At 42.2% G+C, this 17940-nt stretch carries 18 protein-coding genes and 1 pseudogene; 8 read left to right on the top strand and 11 right to left on the bottom strand.

What is annotated here, in order from left to right:
- From VF500_RS02575 to sucD, 4 genes are all read left to right on the top strand, one after another.
- Positions 1-782: hypothetical protein (locus VF500_RS02575; protein ID WP_330858178.1), on the top strand; the 782-nt coding region annotated here is incomplete at its 5' end.
- 383 nt (positions 783-1165) lie between these two features.
- Positions 1166-1945 (top strand): hypothetical protein, encoded by a 780-nt coding sequence (locus VF500_RS02580; protein ID WP_330858179.1) that lies wholly within the window; start codon positions 1166-1168, stop codon positions 1943-1945.
- Between the two features lie 131 nt (positions 1946-2076).
- Positions 2077-3303, top strand: a complete 1227-nt coding sequence (gene dctA, locus VF500_RS02585; protein WP_330858180.1) for a C4-dicarboxylate transporter DctA — start codon at positions 2077-2079, stop codon at positions 3301-3303.
- Between the two features lie 253 nt (positions 3304-3556).
- Complete coding sequence (sucD, locus tag VF500_RS02590; protein ID WP_330858181.1) at positions 3557-4435, top strand: succinate--CoA ligase subunit alpha; 879 nt, start codon at positions 3557-3559, stop codon at positions 4433-4435.
- A gap of 365 nt (positions 4436-4800) precedes the next feature.
- Here the strand turns inward: sucD and VF500_RS02595 are convergent, their stop codons facing one another.
- On the bottom strand, positions 4801-5982 hold the full coding sequence (locus tag VF500_RS02595; protein ID WP_330858193.1) for an asparagine synthetase B: 1182 nt from the start codon (positions 5980-5982) through the stop codon (positions 4801-4803).
- A gap of 275 nt (positions 5983-6257) precedes the next feature.
- Between VF500_RS02595 and VF500_RS02600 the strand changes: the two genes are divergently transcribed.
- From VF500_RS02600 to VF500_RS02610, 3 genes are all read left to right on the top strand, one after another.
- Positions 6258-6761 carry a hypothetical protein gene (locus VF500_RS02600; protein WP_330858182.1) on the top strand — a complete coding sequence of 168 codons (504 nt, stop codon included), beginning with the start codon at positions 6258-6260 and terminating at the stop codon, positions 6759-6761.
- 105 nt (positions 6762-6866) lie between these two features.
- Entirely contained in the window at positions 6867-7304 is a 438-nt protein-coding gene (locus VF500_RS02605; RefSeq protein WP_090534226.1) for a peptidylprolyl isomerase, read from the top strand.
- Positions 7305-7383: 79 nt separating this feature from the next.
- The gene (locus tag VF500_RS02610; RefSeq protein WP_330858184.1) at positions 7384-7890 is read left to right on the top strand and encodes a DUF5606 domain-containing protein; all 507 of its coding nucleotides are present in this window, start codon (positions 7384-7386) and stop codon (positions 7888-7890) included.
- Between the two features lie 86 nt (positions 7891-7976).
- Here VF500_RS02610 and VF500_RS02615 read toward each other — a convergent pair whose 3' ends face one another.
- From VF500_RS02615 to rlmH, 7 genes are all read right to left on the bottom strand, one after another.
- On the bottom strand, positions 7977-8435 hold the full coding sequence (locus VF500_RS02615) for a hypothetical protein (RefSeq protein WP_330858185.1): 459 nt from the start codon (positions 8433-8435) through the stop codon (positions 7977-7979).
- Between the two features lie 142 nt (positions 8436-8577).
- Positions 8578-8832 (bottom strand): hypothetical protein, encoded by a 255-nt coding sequence (locus VF500_RS02620; protein ID WP_330858186.1) that lies wholly within the window; start codon positions 8830-8832, stop codon positions 8578-8580.
- 65 nt (positions 8833-8897) lie between these two features.
- On the bottom strand, positions 8898-9305 hold the full coding sequence (locus VF500_RS02625; RefSeq protein ID WP_330858187.1) for a Dabb family protein: 408 nt from the start codon (positions 9303-9305) through the stop codon (positions 8898-8900).
- A gap of 293 nt (positions 9306-9598) precedes the next feature.
- The gene (locus tag VF500_RS02630; RefSeq protein WP_121233224.1) at positions 9599-9880 is read right to left on the bottom strand and encodes a hypothetical protein; all 282 of its coding nucleotides are present in this window, start codon (positions 9878-9880) and stop codon (positions 9599-9601) included.
- A 64-nt stretch (positions 9881-9944) separates the two neighbouring features.
- Positions 9945-10241, bottom strand: coding sequence for a hypothetical protein (locus VF500_RS02635; protein WP_330858188.1), 297 nt, complete (start codon positions 10239-10241; stop codon positions 9945-9947).
- Positions 10242-10274: 33 nt separating this feature from the next.
- A complete protein-coding gene (locus tag VF500_RS02640; protein WP_330858189.1) occupies positions 10275-11219 on the bottom strand; it encodes a cation diffusion facilitator family transporter in 945 nt (314 codons plus the stop codon).
- Positions 11220-11384: 165 nt separating this feature from the next.
- Positions 11385-11858 (bottom strand): 23S rRNA (pseudouridine(1915)-N(3))-methyltransferase RlmH, encoded by a 474-nt coding sequence (gene rlmH / locus VF500_RS02645; RefSeq protein WP_091218820.1) that lies wholly within the window; start codon positions 11856-11858, stop codon positions 11385-11387.
- Between the two features lie 63 nt (positions 11859-11921).
- On the opposite strand from rlmH, the gene VF500_RS02650 reads away from it, so the two are divergent.
- Entirely contained in the window at positions 11922-13730 is a 1809-nt protein-coding gene (locus VF500_RS02650) for a MutS-related protein (RefSeq protein ID WP_330858190.1), read from the top strand.
- Positions 13731-13921: 191 nt separating this feature from the next.
- Here the strand turns inward: VF500_RS02650 and VF500_RS02655 are convergent, their stop codons facing one another.
- The 3 genes and pseudogenes from VF500_RS02655 to VF500_RS02665 all read right to left on the bottom strand — a co-directional run.
- Positions 13922-16468, bottom strand: a complete 2547-nt coding sequence (locus tag VF500_RS02655) for an outer membrane beta-barrel family protein (protein WP_330858191.1) — start codon at positions 16466-16468, stop codon at positions 13922-13924.
- Positions 16469-16799: 331 nt separating this feature from the next.
- Positions 16800-17612: a DUF4249 family protein gene (locus VF500_RS02660; protein WP_330858192.1), complete on the bottom strand. Its 813-nt coding sequence runs from the start codon at positions 17610-17612 to the stop codon at positions 16800-16802.
- Positions 17603-17940: pseudogene (locus tag VF500_RS02665) on the bottom strand (TonB-dependent receptor); the annotation flags it as partial. The pseudogene VF500_RS02665 and the gene VF500_RS02660, both read right to left, overlap by 10 nt.

The following is a 17940-nucleotide window of genomic DNA, read 5'->3' on the forward strand; positions in this document are numbered from 1 at the left end:
TTATAGTATTGCTGCTTGCCAGCATCACTGCCATTTACACCTCATGCCATAAGCTTGATATGGCACCTAACAATCAAAGTACCGTAAGCAAAAAAGAAGCGAGTGTACAAATTGCACAAAGCCTTGTTGGTATTTTTAACCCTGAAAACGGCGGGTTTGATTTTAAAAGCGGTTTAAGTATGCCAACCGATCTTTCCCTGAACAAAAAAGGTAAGATCAAGGTTCAATCTGTTGACCCAAAACCAGAATGCGGCGCTAAAATGGATACCACGATAGCATTTAATTTAGATCAAAGCGATACCTCTAAAATTGATATCTGGGCTAAGGTTAAGTATGAGCTTACCTGCACTAATGGCGTTCCATCTGGAGTTACTGCTAACGACAGCTTAAGTATGACCATGGTAGGCAGCGGTTTTGCAATGGCTTTAAGGATGGGGGAAAGTCTTACGCTGAGAAGCCTTAATCCGGGTGTTGAACACGCACAGTATTCATTTGATGGTCCTGTGAACTATTATGCCAAAGTTACTTATACCAAACCCACAACAGACCAGCCGAATGTTGAAGGTACTTTTAACTACAACTTTAAATCGATAGTAGTTGATCCTACAAAAGATCCTGATTTTATTTTAAGCGGAAGTGCTACATTTTCGAGTAAAGGAAATATGGGAAAAAACAGCTGGAACTATAAAGGAACAATAACATTTTTAGGAGGTCACAAAGCTAAGATCACTATTGATGGCACAGTGTTCACTGCCGATCTAATCACCGGAGCGGTGAACTAACATCAGTTTAATAATATATGAAAGCCCTGCTCCCTCATCGGATGCAGGGCTTTTTATGTTTGGCATTTTTCAATCCCCAATTCTATAAAATCATATTTAAGCGAACATCATATTTAGCGCGGCATGATTTTTATATCAAGCTTACTCAATGTGGATGTGGGGAATATTCTCCACATGCGAATCCTCGAAACGGGGAAAGTTGATTGTGAGCATTGCTGTTTGATATTCTATTTGGGAATATAAACAGGCAGGCATACGTTATTCAAAATAGAAAATGAGTTAAAAATAGGTATCATGATGTTTTTTATCTGATTATTACGCCTGTGGTATGTTTGTTGCAAACGGGGTAGAAGAGATCTAAACTTTAATCTGATATCACGTTTATGAAACTAAATCTACGCAGCATATTACCTCTATTGACAGGTGTAGCTATTCTTTATTCGGCCTGCACAAAAACAGGGATCAATGTAAAATCCGATTCAACAACTACAAAAGCAAGCGACAACGTAGCCAGCTCATCTATTGCAGATAACCTTGCAAAATCATTAGCAGGTTCATTCGGCGGCGCCAGCGTTAAAGACGGTGTTACCCCATCAACCAATGCTTCAACATCAAAACTTAAAGTACAAAGTACTTACAATTGCGGTTTTTATGTTGATACCAGCCTGAACCTTGTATTTAACCAGGGCGATACTTTAAAAGCGACCAAAACAGGCGGTACTAAATACTACTTTGTATGTGATGGTAACAAAACTGTCGGTTATGATTCTGTCGATTCATTAAATACTGTAGGCAGCGGCCCGGGTTATTCTTTCGTTTATAACATTGTGCAGAAGTACAAAGTACGCGGACTTAATACCAATAACTCAAACTTCTCAATTGATGGTCCGATGAAAGCCTATGTTGATAACGAATACACCAAATACAAAACGTTTAGCAGGGTGCATAATACCTATGTATTCAGCAACCTTTATGTACATGGCGATGATAACTTTGATATCACCAGTGGTACAGCTACTTTCCGTTCGGAAGGAAAAACAAACGGCGGCGGCTGGGATTACAGCGGTACCATTGTTTTCCTGGGCAACCACAAGGCTAAACTGACTTTCCTTAATAAAATATTCTTAATTGATTTAATTACCGGCACCGCAACACCGGCATAACCACGATCTTTCAATCAATAAATCACGCCCCGTGCCGGTTTCCGGTACGGGGCTTTTTTGTGTTTGAAATAACAACTTGCTATATTGCCCCAACCTGTTGCTCCCACTTTAGGGGGCTGGGGGGATCAACCATGAAACGCCTCTTATCAAACCTAACTTTCCAGGTACTTATTGCTATTGCCCTTGGGGTAGTAGCGGGCTTATACATTAAAGGGTTTGCCCCCACTGCCGAACTCATCAGCAAAACATTCATCAGCCTGATCACAATGCTGATTGCACCTATCATATTTTTAACTATTGTGCTGGGCATTGCCGGCATGAGCGATATGAAAAAGGTGGGTAGGGTAGGTGGCAAGGCTTTGCTGTATTTTGAGATCGTGACCACATTCGCACTCATTATAGGTGTTACTGTGGCCAATATCATTAAACCCGGTGCCGGCTTTGAAAATCATGCCGCTAAAATGGATACCAGTAAACTGGTCGTATACGAAAAAGCCGCGGCCGAAATGCACTGGGGCGATTTCATTGCCCATATTGTTCCCTCAAATATGTTTAAAGCTTTTGCTGAAGGCGATATTTTGCAGATCTTGTTTTTTGCCATACTGTTTGGTTTTGGACTAAGCCGGATGGGTAAAAGTGGCGAAGCGGTTATTGTGCTATTTGATAAGCTTTCGAAAGTGTTTTTTAACATCATGAAGATAGTGATGAAGGTGGCGCCTATAGGGGCTTTTGCGGGGATGGCTTTCACGGTGAGTAAATACGGCATCCAAACATTAAAGCCGCTGGCCCTGCTGATGGGCTCGGTTTATCTGACCATGTTCCTGTTCATATTTGTGGTATTGAATATCATTTGCAGGCTGTTCAAATTTAGTCTTTGGGAGTACCTGAAGTATATCCGGCAGGAAATATTGATTGTGCTGGGCACCTCCTCGTCCGAATCGGCGTTGCCGGCCATGATGGAGAAGATGGAGAAGTTTGGCTGTTCCAAATCGGTAGTGGGTTTGGTGATCCCTACTGGTTATTCCTTTAATCTGGATGGCACCACGATCTATCTTTCCATGTGTGTGATATTTTTAGCCCAGGTGTTTAATATCCCGCTTTCACTAGGGCAGGAGTTAACGATCATCGGCATATTGATGATCACGTCCAAAGGGGCAGCTGGCGTAACCGGGAGTGGTTTTATTGTGCTTACCAGTACGCTTACGGCCATTAAAATTATCCCTGTGGAAGGTTTGGCAATATTAATAGGTGTGGATAGGTTTATGTCGGAAGCGCGGGCTATAACAAATGTGATAGGGAATGGGGTGGCGACTATTGTGATTGCGAAGAGTGAGGGGGAGTTTAGGCAGGAGGTCTGAACCATGATTGGGGGATTAATGGATTGTCAGGATTTTTTTCTGAACCGTGATTTATGGGATTAAGAGATTGTCTGGATTTTCTAAACAAATCCCATTAATCCTTTAATCCCATAAATCATGGTTCAAACACAGGCAAACAGATCACCCCAATCCACCTAAAGTCACTTTTATGTTAACATATAAATTTAGATTACAATAGGGTTTGACATTCGGGCAAAAACTTTAGCTTTGCCGTACTAAAACGAAAAAACCAATGAGTGTACTCGTAAATAAAGATTCAAAAGTTATTGTACAAGGTTTCACCGGTAAAGAGGGTTCATACCATGCCGAGCAAATGATTGCTTATGGCACTCAGTTAGTTGGTGGTGTTACACCAGGTAAAGGTGGCCAAAGCCATTTAGACAGGCCGGTTTTTAACACGGTTAAAGATGCCGTAGTTGCAACCGGTGCTGATGTATCCATCATTTTTGTACCTCCTGCTTTTGGTGCAGATGCCATTATGGAAGCTGCTGAAGCCGGCATTAAGGTTATTGTTTGTATTACCGAAGGTATCCCTACAAAGGATATGATCGCGGTTAAAGAATATCTTACGGATAAGGATGCACGCCTGATTGGTCCAAACTGCCCTGGTATCATCACTGCTGATGAAAGCAAAATTGGTATTATGCCTGGCTTTATCTTCAAAAAAGGTAATGTTGGTGTGGTTTCAAAATCAGGTACTTTAACTTATGAAGCGGTTGACCAGGTGGTTAAAGCCGGTTTGGGTATCACTACGGCTATCGGTATTGGTGGCGACCCAATCATTGGTACACCAACCAAAGAAGCTGTTGAATTATTAATGAACGATCCGGATACTCATGGTATCATCATGATTGGCGAAATCGGCGGAAGCATGGAAGCCGACGCTGCCCGTTGGATCAAAGCAAACGGTACTAAACCGGTTGTAGGCTTCATCGCAGGTCAAACAGCGCCTCCGGGCCGTCGTATGGGTCACGCAGGTGCCATTGTTGGCGGTGCCGATGATACTGCTGCTGCTAAAATGAAGATCATGGCCGAGTGCGGGATCCGTGTAGTTGAATCTCCTGCCGAAATTGGCGCTGCTATGGCTGAAGAATTGGCTAAGTTAGCTTAAGGCTGAAGGCTGAAAGCCGAAGGCGAAAGGCTTTTACAATATTTAAGAATCCTGGTCAGGTTTGGCCGGGATTTTTTGTTTAGGGATTATATGAACTTGCGCTCGTTTGTAAAATAAAAAAATATGTCATTGCGAGCGTAGCGCGGCAATCTCGTAGCCAATGCATGTCCGCCCTGTATAGCTACGGGATTGCCACGTCGCCCCAAGCGCTTTTGCCCATGCCGCTCCTCGCAATGACATGTTTTTAAAATAGCTTCATCGTAAGTATTCTTAATCGTTCTCGTCTTCCCGACACCAACGATTATAAATGGCTGCAAGTTTTATAGCTTTAAGCTTTCGGCCTTTTGCTTTTAGCTCCTACAACATCACGTTTTCTGTTTTTTCTTCTTCGCAGCTGGAAAAAGCACATTGTTTAATATCAGCCTGTAGCCCGGTGAGTTTGGATGAAGTTTCAAATCAGTCGGCGGATCATTTACGGCATGTTGGTAGTCTTCGGGGTCGTGGCCGCCGTAAAATGTCCATTGACCTTTGCCATATTCACCGTGAATGTAGCGGGCTTCATTGGCGGTTTTCATTTCGCCCATGATGGTAACGCCTGGCTTCAGCATGCTTTTGTTGTAGGCCGTAGTTAAGCCCATAAATCCTTTGATCACCTTGTCATGATCCTGCGTAAGCATGCTGGGCACTACATCCCATTTGGCCGAAAAATCGAACAGCGTGAAAAAATCACGTGTACGGTCTACCTGGCGGGTAGTGGTAACATCAATATTGCTGAAAGAGTGCGAGATGGGGTTCATATCCAGCGTAAAATTCTGGAAGGCAAAAGTCTGGCTATAGTCGAGTTTGGATTGTGCGTCCTGGTCGGCGGCGTCGCCATCGAACATGCGCTCGCAGATGTCGGTGTTTGCGGCTGATAATGCAATATCAAAAGTGTCGGTACCTGAGCACATGGCAAACAGGAAGCCTCCGCCGGCACAAAAATCACGGATGTTTTGCGCTACGGCCAGTTTCATTTTTGATACTTTGCTAAAGCCCAGCTTATGGGCCATAGCCTCCTGGATCTTGATATCGTCGGTATACCATTGCGCATAACGGAAAGCGCCGTAAAACTTGCTGTACTGGCCGGTAAAATCCTCGTGGTGCAGGTGCAGCCAATCGTACTTAGGCAATTCACCGTGGATCACTTCTTCGTCGTATACCAGGTCGTACGGAATTTCGGCATATTTTAAAACCAGGGTAACGGCGTCATCCCATGGGAGTTTGTTTTTGGGCGAGTAAACCGCCATGCGGGGAGCTTTCTCCAGTTTTACCAGATCCATATTTACTGACGGATCGCTTACCTCGGTAATAATCTCATTCGCTTTGGCATCGGCAATAACCTCATAACTTACCCCGCGGATCTTGCACTCTTCCTCAACTTTCTGCCCGTATTTCATCATAAAGCTGCCGCCGCGGTAATTGAGCAGCCAGTCAACCTCCTCACCATTTTTAAGCACCCAAAAAGCTATTCCATATGATTTGAGATGATCTTTTTGTTCATCATCCATAGGGATCAAGATGGATGCGGCTTTTGACAGGGAAGGGATGAAAGCAAAAAGCAAAAGGCTGAAAGCAAAAAGCCGGAAATTGGGTAACAGGCGAAATTGTGAAAAGTATCTGCTGCTTGATTGTTGGTTCACGATCCTTGATGATTTGTTTACTGCCGGGTTATCAAATGTAACGAATAAACGGCTAATGTATTTTAACCATTTTTAACACATCCGGGCTTCGGGTATCGGGCCGGTTGTTTTAGTTTTATGCTGCTGTTAAATCCTGGCCTTAAATGAGCTTATCTGTCATCGTTAGAAATATTTTCCTTGCGTCTGTTTTGTTGATACCCTGTTTGCCTGCGAATGCACAAAGCGGAGGGGCAGGGATGCACCTTAATCGTGATGTGCTGATTAAAAAGCTTACAGAAGCTGATAAAGGCCTTGTTTTTAAACAAGATACGGATATCAGCCTGCTGCCTAATTTTGTGGCTGTTGATGCCAACGGAAGCCAGGCCCAGCTAATTGGTAAGCCTGATGAACTGGTGATTGTAAAGTGGACTTACGTTTTCAAGGCTGATGAAAAAGTAAACCTTATAGAACTGCAAAAATTGGCCTGGTTTGCCAATACACTGGGCGATCAGGAAGGGCTCGACTGGTTTTTTACGCAATTAGCCGAACTGGGTAAAGACTATAGAAAGTCAATTTCGGAGATCAAAATGTTTGATTCAAAAAGAAAAGGGGAGATCAGTTACTCGCCTAAAGAGAAAACGCTTACCATGACATTTACGCCCTGGTAATTAATAAGTATTGCAAACCTTTTGCCTTTTACCTTTCGCCTTTTACCTTTTCTTTAATCCTCAATTTTATTACCTTTGCCAACTGTTTTCTAAAAAAACAAAAAAATGAGCAAAGCAATAATCAAAACCGAAAAAGGTGACATGACCGTAGAATTTTACGATCAGGATGCCCCTAATACCGTTGCTAACTTTAAAAAATTAGCAAAATCAAACTTTTATGATAACGTGATCTTTCACCGTGTTATCCCTAATTTTATGATTCAGGGTGGCGACCCAACCGGTACCGGTGCAGGTGGCCCAGGCTACAAAATTGATTGCGAGCTTACCGGCAACAACCAATATCATGACCGTGGCGTACTTTCAATGGCCCATGCAGGTCGTAATACAGGTGGCTCACAGTTTTTCATTTGCCACAACCGTACAAACACTGCTCACCTTGACCGTAACCATACTGTTTTTGGTAAAGTGATCGAGAATGTTGACGTTGTTGACGCTATCCGTCAGGGAGATAAAATTTTAGGCATCGAAGTTATAGAGGATTAAGTGAATTTTGATGAGGGGAGTGGTTTATCGATTAATGAGATAAATCACTCGCTCAATCAACCTGACCAATAAAAAATATATGAATTTACAGGGAATTGTATCAGTATCGGGAAAACCGGGTTTATGGAGAGCTTTGGCACAAAACAAAACCGGCTATGTGCTGGAAAGTTTAGATGCGCAAAAAACAAAGCTGATAGCTAACCTTTCAACCGCCAAATTAGCCGCTTTAAGCGAGATCACCATTTTTGGTGTAGAGGACGACATCAGGTTAACTGATGTGCTTGAGCGTATAAAAACAGCATCAAACGTACCTGATGTTAAAGCCGACGGAAAAGCATTGCGTACCTTCTTTTATGAAGTAGCACCTGATCATGATGAAGAAAAGGTTTACTCATCAGACATTAAAAAGGTAATAGCCTGGTTCCAGATATTAAAACGGCTTCCAATTTTTGAAGAGGCCGATCCAACCCAGGCACCTGCCCCGGTTGCAGAAGAGCCGGTTGCCGAAACGGTAACAGCAGAGCCGGAAGCCGAACCTGCTGCTCCAAAAGCAAAAGCTAAAAAAGCCACAAAAAAAGCCGAATAATCGGCTTTTTTTGTTTAGTGACGATTCTTTCCTTATTCGATATATCCATCGCCACGAATCAATTAGGTTAAGGACACGTTAATACTTTAATCAAGCGAGCCGGTGATCTTTTTACCGGTTGAATCTATACTGATGGTATATCCCCAGCCCTCTCCGGATAAAGGTATATTTATATTATAATCGATGGATAGTCGTTTTCCCGATATGCTCAGATCAGGAGAGTAGTAAAGCACACCATATTTTTTCAATTTTATGGAAATGGACTTACTAAAATCACTTTTAGTTATAACTCCTTTATAAATCATCCTGGAGTTGATCTTAAACTCTACTTCCGATATAAAGTTGTGCGTTTGAAATTTGGAGATTCCATAAACATTCAGATATTCCTGTGGTAAGCTTATTTTATTATCGTAAGTACAATAATGCCTGAATTTTATCGATACTGTATCCCCATTATCTGCTATTTCTGTGCTATCCACTTTAATGGTATCCCTGTAACTTCTTAATACCGCAGCTTTAATGCTATCAAGCTGGGACTTATCCATGCTTTTTAACCGTTGTAAAGCTGTAGGTTTAGGATTAGAACAGCTTAAAATAAAGTTACATACCACAGTTGCCAACAAAATGTTTATAAAATAATTTAAGCATTTTGTTTTCATGATAAACTTTAAATCCAGGTGGGTAGTCTTATTGTTGTGTTTTAATGAAGTTGATCAAAGCGAATCCTCCTTTTGTACGGATATCAAAACACCATACGTTCTTCAACCCGGTAAGTAAAACGGCTTCATCATCATCAAAGCCATTTTTAATAATTATTGCTTTGTCATCAAGTGTTAAACCTTTAATTTCATCGGTTTCCAGTTTCTCCGCCCAAAGAATCATTGCCTCATTTTCATTATGTGCCCGTACTTGCGAAACGTAGGTGCCTCCAAGGTAATCCATAATAAAAGTATACAAAGAAATCATCCTTTTAGAAGAAGATAGTTATAACGTGGGATAGTTGGGACTTAAGCATCCTGCGCGTCATAAACAATAACCTTTTCCCAAAGGTGGCTGCAGTTTTTAATAAACTCCAGGTGGATGGGGTGGGTTTGATAGGTTGCTTGCCCGGCCAGGTCGCTGAAGAACATGAGCTCGGATACTGCCCATGAATTGTCAACCACATCGCGTTTTTCGGTGCTGGCTACAATACCCACACGTAGTTTACGTACGGTTTCAATTTTGGCAAGGGTTTTAACACCTGCTACCAGTTTATCGCGGTCTTCTGTTGAGCCTGGGTTTTTAAGCCAGAAAAATACGTGGTGAACTATTGGCCATTCTTCTTTTTGTTCTTTCAATGATATTGCTGATGCGGTAACTGTGCCAGCAGCCAGTGCGGCGGTTGTGGCTATGAATTTTCTTCTGGTTGATTTCATAAGAGGTTAAATAATGGCCTTTAAGGTAGCAAGAAATTATTAAAAAAAGATCTATAAATGGTTTCGATTCAGGAAAATCGCTTGTAACCACACACGGACAGAAAAACTATAAATAAAAAATTTTCACACTAATTTTTACGTATTAATCGAATTACACGAATCTTAAATTAATTAAAAATTCGTGTAATTCGATTAATTGTGGATGCTTTAAAAAGCATTCGTGTAAAAATTTTTCAGATGAGATTTATTAAAACAGATCGAATTATTTTTAATGCGATTTTCCTGGGCTTCGATCAAAATACGTCCAACACGTAAAGCAACCCAATAATGGGTACCACATTAGAGAATATTAAGAGGCCTATATTTTGATCATTCTTTTCTCTTTTTACATAACGCGAAAGGAAAATAAAGAAACCGATGTAGTAAATAAAGGGGAGAAGAAAAATTGTAAAGAGGAGCTTTCCCGCCGGGCCTATAAGCTGCCCCCAGCCTAATATAACCGGCCATGCTACCATCCCGATGATCTCAAGAATGGTAATTACAGAAAGTACTTTTAAGGTTTTGGCTTTGCTCATTTTTTGGTAATGTTTACCATAAAAATAAGAAAATCAGGAGTTTTAAGAACAATTGATTGTTATCTTATGCGAAATTGAAAAAATAGGCGATCAGTATAATAGGTAGCAAATTAAAAAATATTACGATCCCGATATTTTGATCTTCTGTCTCTCGTTTTGAATAACGGGCAAGGAAAATAATGAAGATGGTATAATAGATAAAAGCCATAGCAGAAATGGCCCATATAATTAAAGATCCCAGTTCAAGATTTTGCTCTGAAGTTATTTTAATAGGCCAGGCTATTGATATTATGATCTCGATAAAAGTAATGATGGAAAAGAGCTTTATGGCTTTCGCTTTATTTATCGATAAATTGATCATATATCTAATATAGATTAAATCAATCTGATAACCTTACAAACATTCCGGCTGCTTGCATTCCTCTTCCGAAAACTCTGGTTCAAAGGTACTGTGGCTGATATCCAGATGCTCCAGGCGGTGGCGAAGGTCATGTTTAATATTGTCAAAATCGCCCATTGAGTCGGGGTTGATCACAAGGTGTGCAGTGAGGGCATTTTCGGTAGTACTAAGTGCCCAAACGTGCATGTGGTGTACATCAACCACACCTTTGGCTTTTTTAAGTTCGGCCTTGATCTTATCCAGGTCCATTTCGGCAGGTACGCCGTCCATCTCCAAACGCAGACTGGCCGTAAGCAGGCTCCAGGTGCCGCGCAATATCACAAAACCTATTATAAGGCTCACTACGCTATCAATCCAGTATAGTTTGGTAAAATATATGATAAGGCCGGATATCACCACGCCAAGCGATACAATAGCATCAACAGCCATATGCAGATAAGCGCCTTTAACATTAAGGTCGGTATCTTTATCTTTAACAAATAGCCAGGCTGTAAAAGCATTAATGCCAATGCCTATAAAAGCAACCCAGGCCATTGTTCCGCCCGATACAGTTTCGGGGGTCATGAAGCGCATTATCGCCTCATAAATAATGAAGCCAACAGCCACGAATAATATTACCGCATTGAAAAACGATACGATGATAGTCGACCGTTTATAGCCGTAGGTATATTTACTGTTAGCGCTTACTTTGGTGAGCTTAAAAGCAAGCAGCGCCAACGCAAGCGAGGCTACGTCGCTCAGGTTATGGCCGGCATCAGTTAATAAAGATAAAGAGTGAGTGATGAAGCCTGTAATGGCCTCAACCACCACAAACACCGAGTTAAGCACAATCCCCCATATAAAAGCCGAATTTAAATGATCGAGCTTAGGGGCGTGGTCATGGTGATGGTGCCCATGCCCGTGCGAATGTGAGTGTGAATGATCATGACCTGCTGACATTTAGCAAAGGTAGGGAAAGATTTTAGATGTGAGGATTTTAGATGTGCAGATTCATGGATTGTTCATTTTCTGAACCTTGATTAACTTGATTTTAGGATTTTATGAATTTGGTTTTGAGGATAACCTATCAGGGCAATCTTAAAATCCTAAAAATCATGGTTCAGATTACTCATGATGATAAGGCTCCCCCTTCATAATGGTATACGCTCTGTACAGTTGCTCCACAAAAAACAGGCGTACCATTTGGTGTGAAAATGTCATGCGCGAAAGGGAGATCTTGTCGTTAGCCCGCTGGTAAACGGAATTATCAAAGCCATAGGGGCCTCCTATTATGAATATCAAATTGGCCGATGTGGTAACCTCCTTTTTGTTAATGTAAGCGGCAAACTGGGTTGAAGTAAACTCAGCGCCTTTCTCATCCATCAGGATTACAAAATCAAGCGGGGTGATTTTTTTAAGGATCAGCTCAGCTTCTTTGGCTTTTTGCTGCTCGGGACTCAGGGCTTTGGTGTTTTTGAGCTCGGGAATTTCGGCAAGCTCCAGTTTGGTATAGTGTTTTAGCCGTTTTACATATTTATCTATGCCTTCCTTCAGGTAGGCATCCTCAGTTTTTCCAACGGTAAGGAACGTGATCTTCATATCTGAAACAAATAAACGTTTATTTAAAATATATGTGTTTATTTTGGTTGAATTTATCTGCACATGGAACAAACAATTATAACCGATTATACTCAACGTGCCGGCCTTGCCGCTGCCGAAGCTGCCAAATATAAAAAGCTTGCCAATACGTATTCGCTGCTCCGGCTTGGTATTTTCGCCATGGTGGCTATTACTATCGCCTTCGCCATTCATTTCGACAATTTCAGCATCATTGCCGTAGCATTTGTACTGCTGGTTTTTGCCTTCGCCTGGCTGGTATCACGCCAAAGCGCTTTTGAAAAGCAGAAACAGTATTATGACGATCTGCAGCAGGTAAATGAAAACGAAATAGGCAGTATCCAAACCCACAGCAATATCTACAATGATGGCGCACGTTACGCCAACGACAAACACTTTTACACTTCCGACCTGGATATCTACGGTAACGCGTCATTATATCAGCTCATCAACCGCACGGCTACCACACCGGGTAATAACAAATTGGCCGGTTGGCTCAATGCACCAGCGGACAAGCAAACCGTATTGCAGCGGCAGGAAGCGGTTAAAGAAATCGCTACAAGGAACAGTTGGAAGCTCGACCTGCAAACACGGCTCATTTTTGCTATAAAGCAGGATGTGAATCAGCTTAAAAACTTGTTCAAATACCTGCATATCCCGCTTGATATGCCCGGCGAAAAATGGCTCGCTGCTTACACCAAAATTGCTCCTTACTTATTCACAGCTTTGCTGATTGTGGCTTATTTCTATCCCCCGGCCAAATTAGCGGCAATTGTTGTTGGCTTGTTTAATATGGGAGTGGTATTTTCAAAAGCGACCTATATCCGCAAAGCTGATCTCATTGCCGGAAAAATAGGGGACACGTTAGCCAATTATGCCGATGTATTTAAATGCATTGAGGATCAGCAATGGCAGGCTGTTTATAGCAATACACTGGCACAACAGCTAAAGGCGGATAAAACATCGGCCAAAATAAAGGAGCTGGGCCAACTGATCAACAAGCTTAATTATCACCTTAACTTATTAGTTGGCTTTGTGCTCAATCTGTTTTTTTTGTGGGATATCCGCCAGATCATCGCCATTGAAAACTGGAAACGTCAAAACCAGGACAGTCTTGAGGCCGCTTTTGATGTTATCGCCGAATTTGAATCGCTGGTGAGCCTGGCCGGTTTGGCAGTGAACTACCCGGACTGGTGTTTTCCCGTTATTGATGACAGATCTGGTTATACGCTTATTGCCAAAGCCATCGCCCACCCGCTTATTGATGCCTCCAAACGTATCGAAAATGATTACGAGCTGGATAATACTTTTAAAGTTGATATCATCACCGGATCCAACATGGCCGGTAAAAGTACTTTTTTACGCACGGTGGGCATTAACACTGTGTTGGCCTTAAGCGGTGCACCTGTTTGTGCCCAAAACATGCAGGTTTCGGTGATCACCATGATCAGTTATATGCGGATCAAAGATTCGCTTAATGAAAGTACGTCAACCTTTAAGGCCGAACTCGACCGCCTGCAGATGTTGCTGGCCGCGGTCGAAAATGAGCCTAAAGTGTTTTTCCTGATAGATGAGATGCTGCGTGGTACCAACTCGGTTGATAAATACCTGGGCTCAAAGGCCGTTATAGAACAGTTGATCCGCAAAAACGCAGTGGGTATGGTAGCCACTCATGATCTGCAGATTGCCCATCTCGAAAGTAAATACCCGGATTATGTACGCAACTTTTATTTTGATATCCAGGTAGTGAACGGCGAAATGTTGTTTGACTATAAGATCAAGCATGGCGAATGTAAAACTTTTAATGCCTCGTTATTGCTTAAGCAGATAGGGATTGAGGTGGATGCGGAGTAGTCAGAACCGGGATTTGGGGGGATTTACGGGATTATAGGATTTCCTTTTTTCAGTTTAAGACAAAATCCGGGAATCAGAAAAATCCACCCAAATCCCGGTTCAGACAATAAAAAAAGCCGGAAGTATCTTCGCTTCCGGCTCTTTTATTTTTCTTATTTCCTGACTCTAACAGTCTTGACTTCTAAACAAAATTATCTGCCGCCTGGGCCACCTTGACCGCCGGCCTGATCGCCTTGTTTCTGGTCGTCGTTGTTAACGCCTTTTTTCTGCTGGTTAGGGTTGCTGAAGCTTAACTTACCAAAGCTGTAGCTAAACGTGATACCAAACGAACGGAACGGGAACGCTGTTGAACTGGTTTGTGTAAAGCCAGGGCTGTTGATGTTTTGGTCGAAATGTTTGTCCCTTGCAAATGGCTGTACGGTATTGAAACCGATAGCCAGTTTTTTATCCAGGAACTGTTTTTTGACACCGAAAGCATAGATGCCGAACGATGGGTTGGTACCCTGGATAGTACGGCGTGATGAATTGGTAAAGCCAAACAACTCGGCAAGGAAGTTATGCGGGAACTGGTACGATGCACTTCCGAAAGCAGAGTACTGAAAATAAGTACCTGTTGCAGATGAGTTTTGTACAAATACACCCTGCGGACTTGGGCTATAAGTAAAACCGTTAATGCTGGCGCGGATAGTTAATGGCTTAATTGGATTTATTGATCCGAAAAAGCTGGCACCAATTGAATTATTTACACCAACGTTTGAATATGTGGTACGGGTAGCTATAACCGGTTTGTTGTTTATCGTATCAACTATCGGAGATGCTATACCTTCAATCAGATCGCTGGTATGTTTGTAATACACAGAGAAGTTAAGCACTGATGATTTGATAAAGGTGTTATAGTTCAACTCAACAGTTTGCGAAATCTCAGGCGATAAGTTAGGGTTACCTACAGTTTGGTTCTGTACGTTAGCACGGTTAATGAACGGGTTCAAAAACTGAAGGCTCGGGCGTTGGATCCTTTTGCTGTATGATAACTTGATCGTGTTGGCACCAAACTGTTTCTGGACAGTTAAACTTGGTATGTAAGTAGTGTAGCTTGACGTAAATGGCTGCAAGGTTTGGAAACCAGAGCTACCTTCTTCCTGGAAAGGATTTTGCGGGTCACCTTTTATCCTGGTGTTTTCAACGCGGCCACCTACTAATATAGAATAGCTTTTAGGAAGCGTAAACGTTAATACGGTATAGCCTGCATACACATTTTGATTGTAATCATACAGGTTTGAATTTAACACGTCCCTAACCGGGTTGTTACCTTCGGTATCTGTATTAAATATATCGTAATTACTATTGATACGACGCTGTATAGTTTTTGCACCTGCTTCAATTTTCAAAAGCTTGTTTACAGGTAAGGTATAATCGGCCTGGCCGGTATATTCGTTGTTTTTGCCATTGTTATCGCCTACCTGGCTTGGGTTAACAGCGGTAAAGATACTTGTATAATCGGTTGTGATATCGCTATGGCTCCACTGACCTGAGATAACCAATTCGTGGCCCTCTTTTTTGAATTTATGGGTGTAGTCAACATTCCAGTCAAAACCGCCAAAATGATTGTGTGAGGTAGTTCTGCCGGTATAGTCTAATGAGGTGCTATTGAGTGTACGATTGTAATCGCCGCCGCCATTGGTGTTAAAACCACCGTCATTTAACCTGAAAGTACTGTTAATGCTGTTAAAAGCATTGAACTCATAACCTGCAGTAACCGAACCTATAGCTCCATGCCTTTTTATCCTGCTTGACGTGTTATTATGGTTATGGAGATTAACGGCAGGAACAGTATCATGTGCGGCAGTATTGATCACCTGGTCGAAAGTAGTTAAAGACGTTTGTGGCCAGGTTAAGTTGCCACCTGCATTAATACCTAAACTGAAACGGTTTTTGTTGTAGTTGAGGTTAATGTTGCCGTTATTTTGACGGGTACCTACACCACCGCTCACCGAACCACTAAAGCCCGAAACATTTTTTTGTTTGGTGATGATATTGAGGATACCACCCGAACCTTCTGCATCATATTTAGCCGATGGCGAAGTTACAACCTCAATGCTTTTGATCTGATCGGCAGGGATGGTTTTCAATACATCAGATAAACTTGCTGATGTAGCACCCGATGGCTTTCCATTGATCAGCACTTTAATGTTTTGATCGCCGCGGATAGATACGTTACCATTAATGTCAACGTTTACCAAAGGCACTTTTTGTAGTACGTCGGTAGCGTTACCGCCGGCAGCTGTAAGATCTTTCTCTGCGTTGTAAACTATCTTATCAATTTTGTTTTCGATCAATGCCGCCTGGCCAACTACCGAAACTTCTTTCAGCGCGTGCGAGCTTGGGGCCAAGAAGACCTGGCCAAGTTTAGCATCTGGTTTTGATGGGGTAGTGGTTACCTGATCGACGTATTTAGTTGGGTAACCTATAAAAGAAATAGCCAGCTTATATACGCCTGGCTTTATATTGTCCAATTTAAAGTTGCCTTTTTCATCAGTTACAACCCCGGTAATCGGCGATTTGCCGCCGCTCCGGTATAAACCAACCGAGGCATAGTCCATTGGTTTTTTTGTAAGCGAGTCAATGATAGTGCCTGATATTCTGCCTGTTGTAGTTGGGCCCCCCCCGCCCACACCAAACTGGGCCTGAGCCGATAACGCGAAGCAGAATAATGCAATAAGTATGTAAAAACGTTTCATTTAGTGTTATTTTGGTAATTGGAGGCGAAATTACCTTAAATGTTACACGCTGAATTTTTATTTTCTTACAATTAGTGCATTTGTAATGTATAAGTTACACTATCATGATATAAACCGTGGATTTTACAATGAACGTTTAAACGGGTGTTTACAATGGGGTGACAAAGAGGGTAAATAATATATGTCATTGCGAGCGCAGCGCGGCAATCTCGTAGCTATACAGGGTAAATATGCACAGCGGCTGGCATGGCTACGAGATTGCCACGTCGCCCCTTCACGCAGGCCCCTGCTGCTTCTCGCAATGACATGGTTTTTATGGTTGAAATTAAACTTACTCAGTCGTTACCCTCAAATTCAGTGTATCAGCCTGCATGGCCGTAAAGATGCCCAGGCCGTTAACTACATTAGTTGGCGTATTTACCAGGTTTTGTGAGGTCCCCCGGGTATTACTGGTTAATACATTGATATATTCGTCATTTACCCTCAGCAATATCACTTTATAAGTCCCGTAGTATTTGAAAGTGGTTTGCGTTATGCTGTATGTCGAGGCACGCTCGGTATTGATCTCGAAACTTGGATTTCTGTTGTTCCTTACGGCTATGATCTCAAAGGGGTTACTATCAGTATTTTTGAAAAGCAACATATGTTGTAACGAATCCGGATTGGTCCAGGTAATTGTTTCGCGCACTTTGTCGTTATACGCCTGGTCTAAAGTATTGGGCTCGTGAAATACACTGTCGGTTAATTTAAAGCCCACAGGTTTACCCGGCATTACTGTTGATGCACTTACACTGGTGTTATTGTAGGTGAATTGCATGGAGTAAGTTTTATTGGCGGTAACAAAAGTTGCATCGCTGTAAGTGTAAATGCCATTTGCTCCTTCAGTAAGTTTTACCGTTTGTGTGCCGTTGCTTATATTGATACTTAAACCGGTTACAGCTGAGCCATAAGTAGCCGTATCTGTAAGGTCTTTTTGCTGATAAACTTTTACAGACAGCGGTTGCCCCGCAACCAGGTAAGCTTCAACAACCGGTTTGTTAACAGCATTGGTGTAAGACGTATTTTTTTTGCAGGCCGATGCTATCATCAGGGAGCCGGCTATCAATGCAAGGCATATATATTGTAGGTGTGTTTTTATTTCCATCTTAAGCTTAATGTAACGTTAGGGGTAAAGCCGAGGTAGTTAACATCGGTAGTAATAACCTGGTTGTTTTGCATTTGATATTCGCGGTACCAAATATTGGTATGGTTGTAAACGTTGAATAGCGATAAGCCTATGGAGCCTATTTTATGTCCGTCTATCTTCAACAGATCGTAGGATACTGACATGTCCAGCCTGTGATAAGCAGGCAACCGTTCGGCGTTTTTATCGCTGATGTTAAGGTAAGTGATACTGTTGCCATCAACAGTTTTAATGGTATAGCTGGATAGGGGCGCCGTATAAGGGTGCCCGGTACTGAACAGGAAGGTAG

This window comes from Mucilaginibacter sp., from assembly GCF_036383575.1.
Lineage (GTDB): Bacteria > Bacteroidota > Bacteroidia > Sphingobacteriales > Sphingobacteriaceae > Mucilaginibacter.